At 51.0% G+C, this 11,147-nt stretch carries 25 protein-coding genes and 1 pseudogene; 25 read left to right on the top strand and 1 reads right to left on the bottom strand.

Going from position 1 to position 11,147, the window contains the following annotated elements; genetic code table 11:
* From tuf to bfr, 3 genes and pseudogenes are all read left to right on the top strand, one after another.
* Nucleotides 1-200 (top strand): annotated as a pseudogene (gene tuf / locus CW267_RS28625) (elongation factor Tu); the annotation flags it as partial.
* 179 nt (nucleotides 201-379) lie between these two features.
* Nucleotides 380-574: a bacterioferritin-associated ferredoxin gene (bfd, locus tag CW267_RS28620; protein ID WP_004152415.1), complete on the top strand. Its 195-nt coding sequence runs from the start codon at nucleotides 380-382 to the stop codon at nucleotides 572-574.
* 73 nt (nucleotides 575-647) lie between these two features.
* Nucleotides 648-1,124 (top strand): bacterioferritin, encoded by a 477-nt coding sequence (gene bfr, locus CW267_RS28615; RefSeq protein WP_004206792.1) that lies wholly within the window; start codon nucleotides 648-650, stop codon nucleotides 1,122-1,124.
* Here bfr and CW267_RS28610 read toward each other — a convergent pair.
* Nucleotides 1,108-1,593, bottom strand: a complete 486-nt coding sequence (locus tag CW267_RS28610) for a prepilin peptidase (RefSeq protein ID WP_008807047.1) — start codon at nucleotides 1,591-1,593, stop codon at nucleotides 1,108-1,110. The two genes, bfr and CW267_RS28610, sit on opposite strands and share 17 nt — an antisense overlap.
* A gap of 13 nt (nucleotides 1,594-1,606) precedes the next feature.
* Here CW267_RS28610 and CW267_RS30990 point away from each other — a divergent pair, with 13 nt between their 5' ends.
* The 22 genes from CW267_RS30990 to rplO all read left to right on the top strand — a co-directional run bounded on the left by CW267_RS30990 (nucleotide 1,607) and on the right by rplO (nucleotide 11,138).
* Nucleotides 1,607-1,765 carry a hypothetical protein gene (locus tag CW267_RS30990; RefSeq protein ID WP_153242722.1) on the top strand — a complete coding sequence of 53 codons (159 nt, stop codon included), beginning with the start codon at nucleotides 1,607-1,609 and terminating at the stop codon, nucleotides 1,763-1,765.
* A gap of 209 nt (nucleotides 1,766-1,974) precedes the next feature.
* Nucleotides 1,975-2,286 (top strand): 30S ribosomal protein S10, encoded by a 312-nt coding sequence (gene rpsJ, locus CW267_RS28605; RefSeq protein WP_001181005.1) that lies wholly within the window; start codon nucleotides 1,975-1,977, stop codon nucleotides 2,284-2,286.
* A 32-nt stretch (nucleotides 2,287-2,318) separates the two neighbouring features.
* Complete coding sequence (rplC, locus tag CW267_RS28600) at nucleotides 2,319-2,948, top strand: 50S ribosomal protein L3 (protein ID WP_002919796.1); 630 nt, start codon at nucleotides 2,319-2,321, stop codon at nucleotides 2,946-2,948.
* Between the two features lie 10 nt (nucleotides 2,949-2,958).
* Nucleotides 2,959-3,564 carry a 50S ribosomal protein L4 gene (gene rplD / locus CW267_RS28595; RefSeq protein WP_002919794.1) on the top strand — a complete coding sequence of 202 codons (606 nt, stop codon included), beginning with the start codon at nucleotides 2,959-2,961 and terminating at the stop codon, nucleotides 3,562-3,564.
* A complete protein-coding gene (rplW, locus tag CW267_RS28590) occupies nucleotides 3,561-3,863 on the top strand; it encodes a 50S ribosomal protein L23 (protein ID WP_000617546.1) in 303 nt (100 codons plus the stop codon). The genes rplD and rplW overlap by 4 nt, the downstream gene beginning before the upstream one ends.
* Before the next feature lie 17 nt (nucleotides 3,864-3,880).
* Complete coding sequence (gene rplB, locus CW267_RS28585; RefSeq protein WP_002919786.1) at nucleotides 3,881-4,702, top strand: 50S ribosomal protein L2; 822 nt, start codon at nucleotides 3,881-3,883, stop codon at nucleotides 4,700-4,702.
* 16 nt (nucleotides 4,703-4,718) lie between these two features.
* Nucleotides 4,719-4,997 carry a 30S ribosomal protein S19 gene (gene rpsS, locus CW267_RS28580; RefSeq protein WP_001138115.1) on the top strand — a complete coding sequence of 93 codons (279 nt, stop codon included), beginning with the start codon at nucleotides 4,719-4,721 and terminating at the stop codon, nucleotides 4,995-4,997.
* A gap of 14 nt (nucleotides 4,998-5,011) precedes the next feature.
* Nucleotides 5,012-5,344, top strand: a complete 333-nt coding sequence (gene rplV / locus CW267_RS28575) for a 50S ribosomal protein L22 (protein ID WP_002919773.1) — start codon at nucleotides 5,012-5,014, stop codon at nucleotides 5,342-5,344.
* A gap of 17 nt (nucleotides 5,345-5,361) precedes the next feature.
* Entirely contained in the window at nucleotides 5,362-6,060 is a 699-nt protein-coding gene (gene rpsC / locus CW267_RS28570) for a 30S ribosomal protein S3 (RefSeq protein ID WP_002919766.1), read from the top strand.
* A 12-nt stretch (nucleotides 6,061-6,072) separates the two neighbouring features.
* On the top strand, nucleotides 6,073-6,483 hold the full coding sequence (rplP, locus tag CW267_RS28565; RefSeq protein ID WP_002919759.1) for a 50S ribosomal protein L16: 411 nt from the start codon (nucleotides 6,073-6,075) through the stop codon (nucleotides 6,481-6,483).
* Nucleotides 6,483-6,674, top strand: coding sequence for a 50S ribosomal protein L29 (gene rpmC, locus CW267_RS28560; protein ID WP_002919754.1), 192 nt, complete (start codon nucleotides 6,483-6,485; stop codon nucleotides 6,672-6,674). The genes rplP and rpmC overlap by 1 nt, the downstream gene beginning before the upstream one ends.
* Nucleotides 6,674-6,928 (top strand): 30S ribosomal protein S17, encoded by a 255-nt coding sequence (gene rpsQ, locus CW267_RS28555; protein WP_004106347.1) that lies wholly within the window; start codon nucleotides 6,674-6,676, stop codon nucleotides 6,926-6,928. Before rpmC ends, rpsQ begins: the two co-directional genes overlap by 1 nt.
* A gap of 165 nt (nucleotides 6,929-7,093) precedes the next feature.
* Nucleotides 7,094-7,465 (top strand): 50S ribosomal protein L14, encoded by a 372-nt coding sequence (gene rplN / locus CW267_RS28550; RefSeq protein ID WP_002919748.1) that lies wholly within the window; start codon nucleotides 7,094-7,096, stop codon nucleotides 7,463-7,465.
* A 10-nt stretch (nucleotides 7,466-7,475) separates the two neighbouring features.
* Nucleotides 7,476-7,790, top strand: coding sequence for a 50S ribosomal protein L24 (gene rplX, locus CW267_RS28545; protein WP_003031122.1), 315 nt, complete (start codon nucleotides 7,476-7,478; stop codon nucleotides 7,788-7,790).
* Between the two features lie 14 nt (nucleotides 7,791-7,804).
* A complete protein-coding gene (rplE, locus tag CW267_RS28540) occupies nucleotides 7,805-8,344 on the top strand; it encodes a 50S ribosomal protein L5 (RefSeq protein ID WP_003031123.1) in 540 nt (179 codons plus the stop codon).
* A gap of 14 nt (nucleotides 8,345-8,358) precedes the next feature.
* Nucleotides 8,359-8,664 carry a 30S ribosomal protein S14 gene (gene rpsN, locus CW267_RS28535; protein WP_002919667.1) on the top strand — a complete coding sequence of 102 codons (306 nt, stop codon included), beginning with the start codon at nucleotides 8,359-8,361 and terminating at the stop codon, nucleotides 8,662-8,664.
* Between the two features lie 33 nt (nucleotides 8,665-8,697).
* Nucleotides 8,698-9,090 carry a 30S ribosomal protein S8 gene (gene rpsH, locus CW267_RS28530; protein ID WP_008807048.1) on the top strand — a complete coding sequence of 131 codons (393 nt, stop codon included), beginning with the start codon at nucleotides 8,698-8,700 and terminating at the stop codon, nucleotides 9,088-9,090.
* A 12-nt stretch (nucleotides 9,091-9,102) separates the two neighbouring features.
* Nucleotides 9,103-9,636 carry a 50S ribosomal protein L6 gene (gene rplF / locus CW267_RS28525; protein WP_008807049.1) on the top strand — a complete coding sequence of 178 codons (534 nt, stop codon included), beginning with the start codon at nucleotides 9,103-9,105 and terminating at the stop codon, nucleotides 9,634-9,636.
* A 9-nt stretch (nucleotides 9,637-9,645) separates the two neighbouring features.
* The gene (gene rplR / locus CW267_RS28520; RefSeq protein WP_006817270.1) at nucleotides 9,646-9,999 is read left to right on the top strand and encodes a 50S ribosomal protein L18; all 354 of its coding nucleotides are present in this window, start codon (nucleotides 9,646-9,648) and stop codon (nucleotides 9,997-9,999) included.
* 14 nt (nucleotides 10,000-10,013) lie between these two features.
* Entirely contained in the window at nucleotides 10,014-10,517 is a 504-nt protein-coding gene (gene rpsE / locus CW267_RS28515) for a 30S ribosomal protein S5 (protein WP_000940121.1), read from the top strand.
* A gap of 3 nt (nucleotides 10,518-10,520) precedes the next feature.
* Nucleotides 10,521-10,700, top strand: coding sequence for a 50S ribosomal protein L30 (rpmD, locus tag CW267_RS28510; RefSeq protein ID WP_001140434.1), 180 nt, complete (start codon nucleotides 10,521-10,523; stop codon nucleotides 10,698-10,700).
* Nucleotides 10,701-10,703: 3 nt separating this feature from the next.
* On the top strand, nucleotides 10,704-11,138 hold the full coding sequence (gene rplO / locus CW267_RS28505; RefSeq protein ID WP_002919516.1) for a 50S ribosomal protein L15: 435 nt from the start codon (nucleotides 10,704-10,706) through the stop codon (nucleotides 11,136-11,138).
* The last annotated feature ends 9 nt before the right edge of the window (nucleotides 11,139-11,147 follow it).

The following is an 11,147-nucleotide window of genomic DNA, read 5'->3' as shown; positions in this document are numbered from 1 at the left end:
CGCAGTTCTACTTCCGTACTACTGACGTGACTGGCACCATCGAACTGCCGGAAGGCGTAGAGATGGTTATGCCGGGCGACAACATCAAAATGGTTGTTACCCTGATCCACCCGATCGCGATGGACGACGGTCTGCGTTTCGCAATCCGTGAAGGCGGCCGTACCGTTGGCGCGGGCGTTGTAGCTAAAGTTCTGGGCTAATTCGTTAGCTTCGAATAAAAAGGGCGCTTCGGCGCCCTTTTTGCTGCGCGCAGTTCCGCGAAATAACGTGTACAACACACCATTCATAACGTGCGCTGCGGCGGATAATGCGCAAATGGTCTATTGTAATCATAACTATTCTCATTTAATATTTGTGCATAAATTGAACGGGAGTTTATATGTACGTTTGTTTGTGCAATGGCGTTAGCGATAAAAAAATTCGCCAGGTTGTTCGCCAGTTTCAACCGCAATCTTTTCAGCAATTACGTAAGTTTGTTCCCGTTGGAAATCAATGCGGTAAGTGTGTTCGAGCTGCACGTGAAGTGATGGAAGATGAATTAACCACCATGCCGGAATTCAAAGAAATCGCCTGAAGTCCGCGCTTCTCTTTTGACATCCCTATAGGCCGGACTACGCTTCAATAAGTGGAAGCGGAGGGACTATATAATGAAAGGTGATGTCAAAATCATAAGTTATCTCAATAAATTATTGGGAAATGAGCTGGTCGCAATCAATCAGTACTTTCTCCATGCGAGAATGTTCAAAAACTGGGGTCTGATGCGCCTCAACGATATTGAGTACCACGAATCAATTGATGAAATGAAGCACGCCGATAAGTACATCGAGCGTATTCTTTTCCTCGAAGGCATTCCTAATCTGCAGGATCTCGGCAAACTTGGCATCGGTGAAGATGTGGAAGAGATGCTGCAGTCAGATTTACGCCTGGAGCTGGAAGGCGCGCAAAACCTGCGTGAAGCGATCGCCTATGCCGACAGCGTACATGACTATGTCAGCCGCGATATGATGATTGAGATCCTGGCGGATGAAGAAGGCCATATCGACTGGCTGGAAACCGAACTCGATCTCATTGGCAAAATTGGCCTGCAAAATTACCTGCAGTCGCAGATCAAAGTGTCAGATTAGCCAGCGTTTGCCACCCGCACCAGAAACCTGCTGCCGCCAGAAATGGCCCAAATGGCAGCGGGTTATTCTTTTCCCATTTTCTGTTGCCGCCGCACCTGGCGGACAGTCCCAATATCACCCACGTCATGCCAGCGAGCAATGACGCTACCAGCACCAGCTGCGGCAGCATTCGCCAGCCATGCCAGGCCCCAAGGGCGGCGAGATATTTTATATCGCCATAGCCTAATCCTTCATGCCCACGGACCCTGCGGTATAGCCAATAAAGGGCGGCAAACGAGAGATAGCCGGCTAGTGCTCCCCAGACAGCCTCGTTGAGCTGATGCGGCGCCAGACAGAGATAAAAAAGCAAGCCGCTCCATAGCAGGGGACAGGTGAAACGGTCTGGCAGCAAGCCGTAACGCAGGTCCTGCTGACATAATGCTAGCGTCAATCCGCTATAGCACAGTAAGAAGGGGAGGGCGGCGAGCATAGGTTACCCCGTGATGAGCAATGAACATGGCCTCACTATGCTTATCGGCTCGGCGCAGGGCAAAATGCAATTTTCGAGAGTGGATGGCGCTTTGCGGATTTATTGGCAGCGTTACGGCGCTTGCACAGCGCACTATCGCGAAGACGCGCAAATCCCGGTGATGATTTTCTAAACAGCGCTTGCGTCGTGCCAGAATTTGCGTATAATGCGCGGGCCTGTCAAAGTTGACAGCCGGTTCGATATGAACCCTGATAGTGCTTTTTGCTATCAAACAATGTCCCCAATCGGGGGACTATGTAAGAACGGTTACACTCTCCCATCAATCGTAATGGGTATGAGGAGTAATCATTTCGTCTATAAAATAATTGGAGCTCTGGTCTCATGCAGAACCAAAGAATCCGTATCCGCCTTAAAGCGTTTGATCATCGTCTGATCGATCAATCAACCGCGGAAATCGTCGAGACTGCTAAGCGCACTGGTGCGCAAGTCCGTGGTCCGATCCCGCTGCCGACCCGCAAAGAGCGCTTTACCGTTCTGATCTCCCCGCACGTCAACAAAGACGCGCGTGATCAGTACGAGATTCGCACTCACAAGCGTCTGGTTGACATCGTTGAGCCAACTGAAAAAACCGTTGATGCTCTGATGCGTCTGGATCTGGCTGCCGGTGTAGACGTGCAGATCAGCCTGGGTTAATCAGGTCATCGAGCGATTGAGAGGTTGAAACAATGATTGGTTTAGTCGGTAAAAAAGTGGGCATGACCCGCATCTTCACTGAAGATGGCGTATCTATCCCAGTAACCGTAATCGAAGTTGAAGCAAACCGCGTTACTCAGGTTAAAGACCTGGCTAACGATGGCTACCGCGCAATCCAGGTTACCACCGGTGCTAAAAAAGCTAACCGTGTAACCAAGCCGGAAGCGGGTCACTTCGCTAAAGCTGGCGTTGAAGCTGGCCGTGGTCTGTGGGAATTCCGTCTTGCTGACGGCGAAGAATTCACCGTAGGTCAGAACATTAGCGTTGAACTGTTTGCTGACGTTAAAAAAGTTGACGTAACCGGTACCTCTAAAGGTAAAGGTTTTGCTGGTACCGTTAAGCGCTGGAACTTCCGTACCCAGGACGCTACTCACGGTAACTCCTTGTCTCACCGCGTTCCGGGTTCTATCGGTCAGAACCAGACTCCGGGCAAAGTGTTCAAAGGCAAGAAAATGGCAGGTCAGCTGGGTAATGAGCGTGTAACCGTTCAGAGCCTGGACGTAGTACGTGTTGATGCTGAGCGCAACCTGCTGCTGGTTAAAGGTGCTGTCCCGGGTGCTACCGGTAGCGACCTGATCGTTAAACCAGCTGTGAAGGCGTGAGGAGATAGCAATGGAATTAGTATTGAAAGACGCGCAGAGCGCGCTGACTGTTTCCGAAACTACCTTCGGTCGTGATTTCAACGAAGCGCTGGTTCACCAGGTTGTTGTTGCTTATGCAGCTGGTGCGCGTCAGGGCACTCGTGCTCAGAAGACTCGTGCTGAAATCACTGGCTCCGGTAAAAAACCGTGGCGCCAGAAAGGTACCGGCCGTGCGCGTTCTGGTTCTATCAAGAGCCCGATCTGGCGTTCCGGTGGCGTGACCTTCGCTGCTCGTCCGCAGGACCACAGTCAAAAAGTTAACAAGAAGATGTACCGCGGCGCGCTGAAAAGCATTCTGTCCGAACTGGTACGTCAGGATCGTCTGATCGTTGTCGAGAAGTTCTCTGTTGAAGCGCCGAAAACTAAGCTGCTGGCACAGAAACTGAAAGACATGGCTCTGGAAGATGTGCTGATCATCACCGGTGAGCTGGACGAGAACCTGTTCCTGGCCGCACGTAACCTGCACAAGGTTGACGTACGTGATGCGAACGGTATCGACCCGGTTAGCCTGATCGCCTTCGACAAAGTCGTAATGACTGCTGATGCTGTTAAGCAAGTTGAGGAGATGCTGGCATGATTCGTGAAGAACGTCTGCTGAAGGTGCTGCGCGCACCGCACGTTTCTGAAAAAGCGTCTACTGCGATGGAAAAAACAAACACCATCGTTCTCAAAGTTGCTAAAGACGCGACCAAAGCAGAAATCAAAGCTGCTGTGCAGAAACTGTTTGAAGTCGAAGTCGAAGTCGTTAACACCCTGGTAGTTAAAGGGAAAGTTAAACGTCACGGACAGCGTATCGGTCGTCGTAGCGACTGGAAAAAAGCTTACGTCACCCTGAAGGAAGGCCAGAATCTGGACTTCGTTGGCGGCGCTGAGTAAGTCGGAGGAGTAATACAATGGCAGTTGTTAAATGTAAACCGACATCTCCGGGTCGTCGCCACGTCGTTAAAGTGGTTAACCCAGAGCTGCACAAGGGCAAACCTTTTGCTCCGTTGCTGGAAAAAAACAGCAAATCCGGTGGTCGTAACAACAATGGCCGTATCACCACCCGTCATATCGGTGGTGGCCACAAGCAGGCTTACCGTATTGTTGACTTCAAACGCAACAAAGATGGTATCCCGGCAGTTGTTGAACGTCTTGAGTACGATCCGAACCGCTCCGCGAACATCGCGCTGGTTCTGTACAAAGACGGCGAGCGCCGTTACATCCTGGCCCCGAAAGGCCTGAAAGCTGGTGACCAGATTCAGTCTGGCGTTGATGCTGCAATCAAAGCAGGCAACACCCTGCCGATGCGCAATATCCCGGTTGGTTCTACCGTTCATAACGTAGAAATGAAACCAGGTAAAGGCGGTCAGCTGGCACGTTCCGCTGGTACTTACGTTCAGATCGTTGCTCGTGATGGTGCTTATGTCACCCTGCGTCTGCGTTCTGGTGAAATGCGTAAAGTCGAAGCAGACTGCCGCGCTACTCTGGGCGAAGTTGGCAATGCTGAGCATATGCTGCGCGTTCTGGGTAAAGCAGGTGCTGCACGCTGGCGTGGTGTTCGTCCTACCGTTCGCGGTACTGCGATGAACCCAGTAGACCACCCACATGGTGGTGGTGAAGGTCGTAACTTTGGTAAGCACCCGGTATCCCCGTGGGGCCTGCAGACCAAAGGTAAGAAGACCCGCAGCAACAAGCGTACTGATAAATTCATCGTACGTCGCCGTAGCAAATAATTTTAGAGGATAAGCCATGCCACGTTCTCTCAAGAAAGGTCCTTTTATTGACCTGCACTTGCTGAAGAAGGTAGAGAAAGCGGTGGAAAGCGGAGACAAGAAGCCCCTGCGCACTTGGTCCCGTCGTTCAACGATCTTTCCTAACATGATCGGTTTGACCATCGCTGTCCATAATGGTCGTCAGCACGTTCCAGTCTTTGTTTCCGACGAAATGGTTGGTCACAAACTGGGTGAATTCGCACCGACTCGTACTTATCGCGGCCACGCTGCTGATAAAAAAGCGAAGAAGAAATAAGGTAGGAGGAAGAGATGGAAACTTTAGCTCAACATCGCCATGCTCGTTCTTCTGCTCAGAAGGTTCGCCTCGTAGCTGACCTGATTCGCGGTAAGAAAGTGTCGCAGGCCCTGGATATTCTGACCTACACCAACAAAAAAGCTGCTGTACTGGTCAAGAAGGTACTGGAATCTGCCATTGCTAACGCTGAACACAACGATGGCGCTGACATTGATGATCTGAAAGTTGCGAAAATTTTCGTAGACGAAGGCCCGAGCATGAAGCGCATTATGCCGCGTGCTAAAGGTCGTGCAGATCGCATCCTGAAGCGCACCAGCCACATCACTGTGGTTGTGTCCGATCGCTGAGACTCTGGAGACTAGCAATGGGTCAGAAAGTACATCCTAATGGTATTCGCCTGGGTATTGTCAAACCATGGAACTCTACCTGGTTCGCGAACACCAAAGAATTCGCTGACAACCTGGACAGCGATTTTAAAGTACGTCAGTTCCTGACAAAAGAACTGGCTAAAGCGTCTGTATCTCGCATCGTTATCGAGCGTCCGGCTAAGAGCATCCGTGTGACCATTCACACTGCTCGCCCGGGTATCGTTATCGGTAAGAAAGGCGAAGACGTAGAAAAACTGCGCAAGGTCGTAGCGGATATCGCTGGCGTACCTGCACAGATCAATATTGCCGAAGTTCGTAAGCCTGAACTGGACGCTAAATTGGTTGCTGACAGCATCACTTCTCAGCTGGAACGTCGCGTTATGTTCCGTCGTGCGATGAAGCGTGCTGTACAGAACGCAATGCGTCTGGGCGCTAAAGGTATCAAAGTTGAAGTTAGCGGCCGTCTGGGCGGCGCGGAAATCGCACGTACCGAATGGTACCGTGAAGGTCGCGTACCGCTGCACACTCTGCGTGCTGACATCGACTACAACACCTCTGAAGCGCACACCACTTACGGTGTAATCGGCGTTAAGGTATGGATCTTCAAAGGTGAGATCCTGGGTGGTATGGCTGCTGTTGAACAACCGGAACCGGCTGCTCAACCTAAAAAGCAGCAGCGTAAAGGCCGTAAATAAGGAGCGTCGCTGATGTTACAACCAAAGCGTACAAAATTCCGTAAAGTGCACAAAGGCCGCAACCGTGGTCTGGCGCAGGGTACGGATGTTAGCTTCGGCACTTTCGGTCTGAAAGCTGTTGGCCGTGGTCGTCTGACTGCCCGTCAGATCGAAGCAGCACGTCGTGCTATGACCCGTGCAGTTAAGCGTCAAGGTAAGATCTGGATCCGTGTATTCCCGGACAAACCGATCACCGAGAAGCCGCTGGAAGTTCGTATGGGTAAAGGTAAAGGTAACGTGGAGTACTGGGTTGCCTTGATTCAGCCGGGTAAAGTCCTGTATGAAATGGACGGCGTACCGGAAGAGCTGGCCCGTGAAGCATTCGGCCTGGCAGCAGCGAAACTGCCGATCAAAACCACCTTTGTAACTAAGACGGTGATGTAATGAAAGCAAAAGAGCTGCGTGAAAAAAGCGTTGAAGAGCTGAACGCTGAGCTGCTGAACCTGCTGCGTGAGCAGTTCAACCTGCGTATGCAGGCTGCAAGTGGCCAGCTGCAACAGACTCATCTGCTGAAGCAAGTGCGTCGTGATGTTGCACGCGTTAAGACTTTACTGACTCAGAAGGCGGGTGCGTAATGACCGATAAAATCCGTACTCTGCAAGGTCGCGTAGTTAGCGACAAAATGGAGAAATCCATTGTTGTTGCTATCGAACGTATGGTGAAACACCCGGTATACGGCAAATTCATCAAACGTACGACCAAACTGCACGTACATGACGAGAACAACGAATGCGGTATCGGTGACGTGGTTGAAATCCGCGAATGCCGTCCGCTGTCCAAGACTAAGTCCTGGACGCTGGTTCGCGTTGTAGAGAAAGCGGTTCTGTAATAGAGTACGCATTCTCGATACGGATAAACGGCTCAGCGATGAGCCGTTTATTTTTTCTACCCATATCTGGTTTGTGGTGTTATAATGCCGCGCCCTCGATATGGGGCTTTTTAACGACCCTAATTTTCGGGTCTCAGTAGTAGTTGACATTAGCGGAGCACTAAAATGATCCAAGAACAGACTATGCTGAACGTCGCCGACAACTCCGGTGCACGTCGCGTAATGTGTATCAAGGTTCTGGGTGGCTCGCACCGTCGCTACGCAGGCGTAGGCGACATCATCAAGATCACCATCAAGGAAGCAATTCCGCGTGGTAAGGTCAAAAAAGGTGATGTGCTGAAGGCGGTAGTGGTGCGCACCAAGAAGGGTGTTCGTCGCCCGGACGGTTCTGTCATTCGCTTCGATGGTAATGCATGCGTTATTCTGAACAATAACAGCGAGCAGCCTATCGGTACGCGTATTTTTGGGCCGGTAACTCGTGAACTTCGTACCGAGAAGTTCATGAAAATTATCTCTCTGGCACCAGAAGTACTCTAAGGAGCGAATCATGGCAGCTAAAATCCGTCGTGATGACGAAGTTATCGTGTTAACCGGTAAAGATAAAGGTAAACGCGGTAAAGTAAAAAATGTCCTGTCTTCCGGCAAGGTCATTGTTGAAGGTATCAACCTGGTTAAGAAACATCAGAAGCCGGTTCCGGCCCTGAACCAACCAGGCGGCATCGTAGAGAAAGAAGCAGCTATTCAGATCTCTAACCTTGCTATCTTCAACGCGGCAACCGGCAAGGCTGACCGTGTAGGCTTTAGATTCGAAGACGGCAAAAAAGTCCGTTTCTTCAAGTCTAACAGCGAAACTATCAAGTAATTTGGAGTAGTACGATGGCGAAACTGCATGATTACTACAAAGACGAAGTAGTCGCTAAACTCATGACTGAGTTTAACTACAATTCTGTCATGCAAGTCCCTCGGGTCGAGAAGATCACCCTGAACATGGGTGTTGGTGAAGCGATCGCTGACAAGAAACTGCTGGATAACGCAGCAGCTGACCTGACAGCAATCTCCGGTCAAAAACCGCTGATCACCAAAGCACGCAAATCAGTTGCAGGCTTCAAAATCCGTCAGGGCTATCCGATCGGCTGTAAAGTAACTCTGCGCGGCGAGCGCATGTGGGAGTTCTTTGAGCGCCTGATCACTATTGCTGTACCGCGTATCCGTGACTTCCGTGGCTTGTCCGCTAAGTCTTTCGACGGCCGTGGTAACTACAGCATGGGTGTCCGTGAGCAGATCATCTTCCCAGAAATCGACTACGATAAAGTCGACCGCGTTCGTGGTTTGGATATTACCATTACCACTACTGCGAAATCTGATGAAGAAGGCCGCGCTCTGCTGGCTGCCTTTGACTTCCCGTTCCGCAAGTAAGGTAGGGTTACTTAATGGCTAAGCAATCAATGAAAGCACGCGAAGTAAAGCGCGTGGCTTTAGCTGATAAATTCTTCGCTAAACGCGCTGAACTGAAAGCTATCATCTCTGATGTGAACGCAACCGACGAAGATCGTTGGAACGCTGTTCTCAAGCTGCAGACTCTGCCGCGTGATTCCAGCCCGTCTCGTCAGCGTAATCGCTGCCGTCAAACAGGTCGTCCGCATGGTTTCCTGCGGAAGTTCGGGTTGAGCCGTATTAAGGTCCGTGAAGCCGCTATGCGCGGTGAAATCCCGGGTCTGAAAAAGGCTAGCTGGTAATTGTCACCAATTGAATCACGGGAGTAAAGACAGATGAGCATGCAAGATCCGATCGCGGATATGCTGACCCGTATCCGTAACGGTCAGGCCGCGAATAAAGCTGCGGTCACCATGCCTTCCTCCAAGCTGAAAGTGGCAATTGCCAACGTGCTGAAGGAAGAAGGCTTTATTGAAGATTTTAAAGTTGAAGGCGACATCAAGCCGGAACTGGAACTGACTCTTAAGTATTTCCAGGGTAAAGCTGTTGTAGAAAGCATTCAGCGTGTCAGCCGCCCAGGTCTGCGCATCTACAAACGTAAAGATGAGCTGCCGAAAGTTATGGCGGGTCTGGGTATCGCAGTTGTTTCTACCTCTAAAGGTGTTATGACTGATCGTGCAGCGCGCCAGGCTGGTCTTGGTGGCGAAATTATCTGCTACGTAGCCTAATCGGAGGAAAAAATGTCTCGTGTTGCTAAAGCACCGGTCGTTGTTCCTGCCGGCGTTGATGTTAAAGTCAACGGTCAGGTTATTACGATCAAAGGTAAAAATGGCGAGCTGACTCGTACTCTCAACGATGCTGTTGAAGTTAAACATGCAGATAATGCTCTGACCTTCGGTCCGCGTGATGGTTACGTAGACGGATGGGCTCAGGCTGGTACCGCGCGTGCCCTGCTGAACTCAATGGTTATCGGTGTTACCGAAGGCTTCACTAAAAAGCTTCAGCTGGTTGGTGTAGGCTATCGTGCAGCGGTTAAAGGGGATGTAGTAAACCTGGCTTTAGGTTTCTCTCATCCTGTTGAACATAAGCTGCCGGCCGGTATCACTGCAGAATGTCCGACTCAAACTGAAATCGTGCTGAAAGGCGCTGATAAGCAGGTGATCGGCCAGGTTGCAGCAGATCTGCGCGCCTACCGTCGTCCTGAGCCTTATAAAGGCAAGGGTGTTCGTTACGCCGACGAAGTCGTGCGTACCAAAGAGGCTAAGAAGAAGTAAGGTAACACTATGGATAAGAAATCTGCTCGTATCCGTCGTGCGACCCGCGCACGCCGCAAGCTCCAGGAGCTGGGTGCAACTCGCCTGGTGGTACATCGTACCCCGCGTCATATTTACGCACAGGTAATTGCTCCGAATGGTTCTGAAGTTCTGGTAGCTGCTTCTACTGTAGAAAAAGCTATCTCTGAACAACTGAAGTACACCGGTAACAAAGACGCGGCTGCAGCTGTGGGTAAAGCTGTTGCTGAACGCGCTCTGGAAAAAGGCATCAAAGATGTTTCCTTTGACCGTTCCGGGTTCCAATATCATGGTCGTGTCCAGGCACTGGCAGATGCTGCCCGTGAAGCTGGCCTTCAGTTCTAAGGTAGAGGTGTAAGATGGCTCACATCGAAAAACAAGCTGGCGAACTGCAGGAAAAGCTGATCGCGGTAAACCGCGTATCTAAAACCGTTAAAGGTGGTCGTATTTTCTCCTTCACAGCTCTGACTGTAGTTGGTGATGGTAACGGTCGCGTTGGTTTTGGTTACGGTAAAGCGCGTGAAGTTCCAGCAGCGATCCAGAAAGCGATGGAAAAAGCCCGTCGCAACATGATTAACGTCGCGCTGAACAACGGCACCCTGCAACACCCGGTTAAAGGTGTTCACACGGGGTCTCGTGTATTCATGCAGCCAGCTTCCGAAGGTACCGGTATCATCGCCGGTGGTGCAATGCGCGCCGTTCTGGAAGTTGCTGGGGTTCATAACGTTCTGGCTAAAGCATACGGTTCCACCAACCCGATCAACGTGGTTCGTGCAACTATTGATGGCCTGGAAAATATGAATTCTCCAGAAATGGTCGCTGCCAAGCGTGGTAAATCCGTTGAAGAAATTCTGGGGAAATAAACCATGGCAAAGACTATTAAAATTACTCAAACCCGCAGTGCAATCGGTCGTCTGCCGAAACACAAGGCAACACTGCTTGGCCTGGGTCTGCGTCGTATTGGTCACACCGTAGAGCGCGAGGATACTCCTGCTGTTCGTGGTATGGTCAACGCGGTTTCCTTCATGGTTAAAGTTGAGGAGTAAGAGATGCGTTTAAATACTCTGTCTCCGGCCGAAGGCTCCAAAAAGGCGGGTAAACGCCTGGGTCGTGGTATCGGTTCTGGCCTCGGTAAAACCGGTGGTCGTGGTCACAAAGGTCAGAAGTCTCGTTCTGGCGGTGGCGTACGTCGCGGTTTCGAGGGTGGTCAGATGCCTCTGTACCGTCGTCTGCCGAAATTCGGCTTCACTTCTCGTAAAGCGATGATCACCGCAGAGATCCGTCTCTCCGATCTGGCTCACGTAGAAGGCGATGTAGTAGACCTGAACGCGCTGAAAGCGGCAAACATTATCGGTGTCCAGATCGAGTTCGCGAAAGTGATCCTGTCTGGTGAGGTAACTCGTCCGGTAACTGTTCGTGGCCTGCGTGTGACTAAAGGTGCTCGTGCTGCTATCGAAGCTGCTGGCGGTAAAATTGAGGAATAAGTAGCAGAT

Source organism: Klebsiella sp. X1-16S-Nf21 (genome assembly GCF_002837615.1).
Taxonomy (GTDB): domain Bacteria; phylum Pseudomonadota; class Gammaproteobacteria; order Enterobacterales; family Enterobacteriaceae; genus Klebsiella; species Klebsiella variicola.
The sequence above is the reverse complement of the archived record's forward strand: the minus strand, read 5'-3'. Positions and strand labels throughout refer to the sequence as shown.

Coding starts and splice junctions, on each gene's coding strand:
- bfd (WP_004152415.1), top strand. CDS start 380: ATGTACGTTTGTTTGTGCAATGGCGTTAGCGATAAAAAAATTCGCCAG.
- bfr (WP_004206792.1), top strand. CDS start 648: ATGAAAGGTGATGTCAAAATCATAAGTTATCTCAATAAATTATTGGGA.
- CW267_RS28610 (WP_008807047.1), bottom strand. CDS start 1,593: ATGCTCGCCGCCCTCCCCTTCTTACTGTGCTATAGCGGATTGACGCTA.
- CW267_RS30990 (WP_153242722.1), top strand. CDS start 1,607: ATGAGCAATGAACATGGCCTCACTATGCTTATCGGCTCGGCGCAGGGC.
- rpsJ (WP_001181005.1), top strand. CDS start 1,975: ATGCAGAACCAAAGAATCCGTATCCGCCTTAAAGCGTTTGATCATCGT.
- rplC (WP_002919796.1), top strand. CDS start 2,319: ATGATTGGTTTAGTCGGTAAAAAAGTGGGCATGACCCGCATCTTCACT.
- rplD (WP_002919794.1), top strand. CDS start 2,959: ATGGAATTAGTATTGAAAGACGCGCAGAGCGCGCTGACTGTTTCCGAA.
- rplW (WP_000617546.1), top strand. CDS start 3,561: ATGATTCGTGAAGAACGTCTGCTGAAGGTGCTGCGCGCACCGCACGTT.
- rplB (WP_002919786.1), top strand. CDS start 3,881: ATGGCAGTTGTTAAATGTAAACCGACATCTCCGGGTCGTCGCCACGTC.
- rpsS (WP_001138115.1), top strand. CDS start 4,719: ATGCCACGTTCTCTCAAGAAAGGTCCTTTTATTGACCTGCACTTGCTG.
- rplV (WP_002919773.1), top strand. CDS start 5,012: ATGGAAACTTTAGCTCAACATCGCCATGCTCGTTCTTCTGCTCAGAAG.
- rpsC (WP_002919766.1), top strand. CDS start 5,362: ATGGGTCAGAAAGTACATCCTAATGGTATTCGCCTGGGTATTGTCAAA.
- rplP (WP_002919759.1), top strand. CDS start 6,073: ATGTTACAACCAAAGCGTACAAAATTCCGTAAAGTGCACAAAGGCCGC.
- rpmC (WP_002919754.1), top strand. CDS start 6,483: ATGAAAGCAAAAGAGCTGCGTGAAAAAAGCGTTGAAGAGCTGAACGCT.
- rpsQ (WP_004106347.1), top strand. CDS start 6,674: ATGACCGATAAAATCCGTACTCTGCAAGGTCGCGTAGTTAGCGACAAA.
- rplN (WP_002919748.1), top strand. CDS start 7,094: ATGATCCAAGAACAGACTATGCTGAACGTCGCCGACAACTCCGGTGCA.
- rplX (WP_003031122.1), top strand. CDS start 7,476: ATGGCAGCTAAAATCCGTCGTGATGACGAAGTTATCGTGTTAACCGGT.
- rplE (WP_003031123.1), top strand. CDS start 7,805: ATGGCGAAACTGCATGATTACTACAAAGACGAAGTAGTCGCTAAACTC.
- rpsN (WP_002919667.1), top strand. CDS start 8,359: ATGGCTAAGCAATCAATGAAAGCACGCGAAGTAAAGCGCGTGGCTTTA.
- rpsH (WP_008807048.1), top strand. CDS start 8,698: ATGAGCATGCAAGATCCGATCGCGGATATGCTGACCCGTATCCGTAAC.
- rplF (WP_008807049.1), top strand. CDS start 9,103: ATGTCTCGTGTTGCTAAAGCACCGGTCGTTGTTCCTGCCGGCGTTGAT.
- rplR (WP_006817270.1), top strand. CDS start 9,646: ATGGATAAGAAATCTGCTCGTATCCGTCGTGCGACCCGCGCACGCCGC.
- rpsE (WP_000940121.1), top strand. CDS start 10,014: ATGGCTCACATCGAAAAACAAGCTGGCGAACTGCAGGAAAAGCTGATC.
- rpmD (WP_001140434.1), top strand. CDS start 10,521: ATGGCAAAGACTATTAAAATTACTCAAACCCGCAGTGCAATCGGTCGT.
- rplO (WP_002919516.1), top strand. CDS start 10,704: ATGCGTTTAAATACTCTGTCTCCGGCCGAAGGCTCCAAAAAGGCGGGT.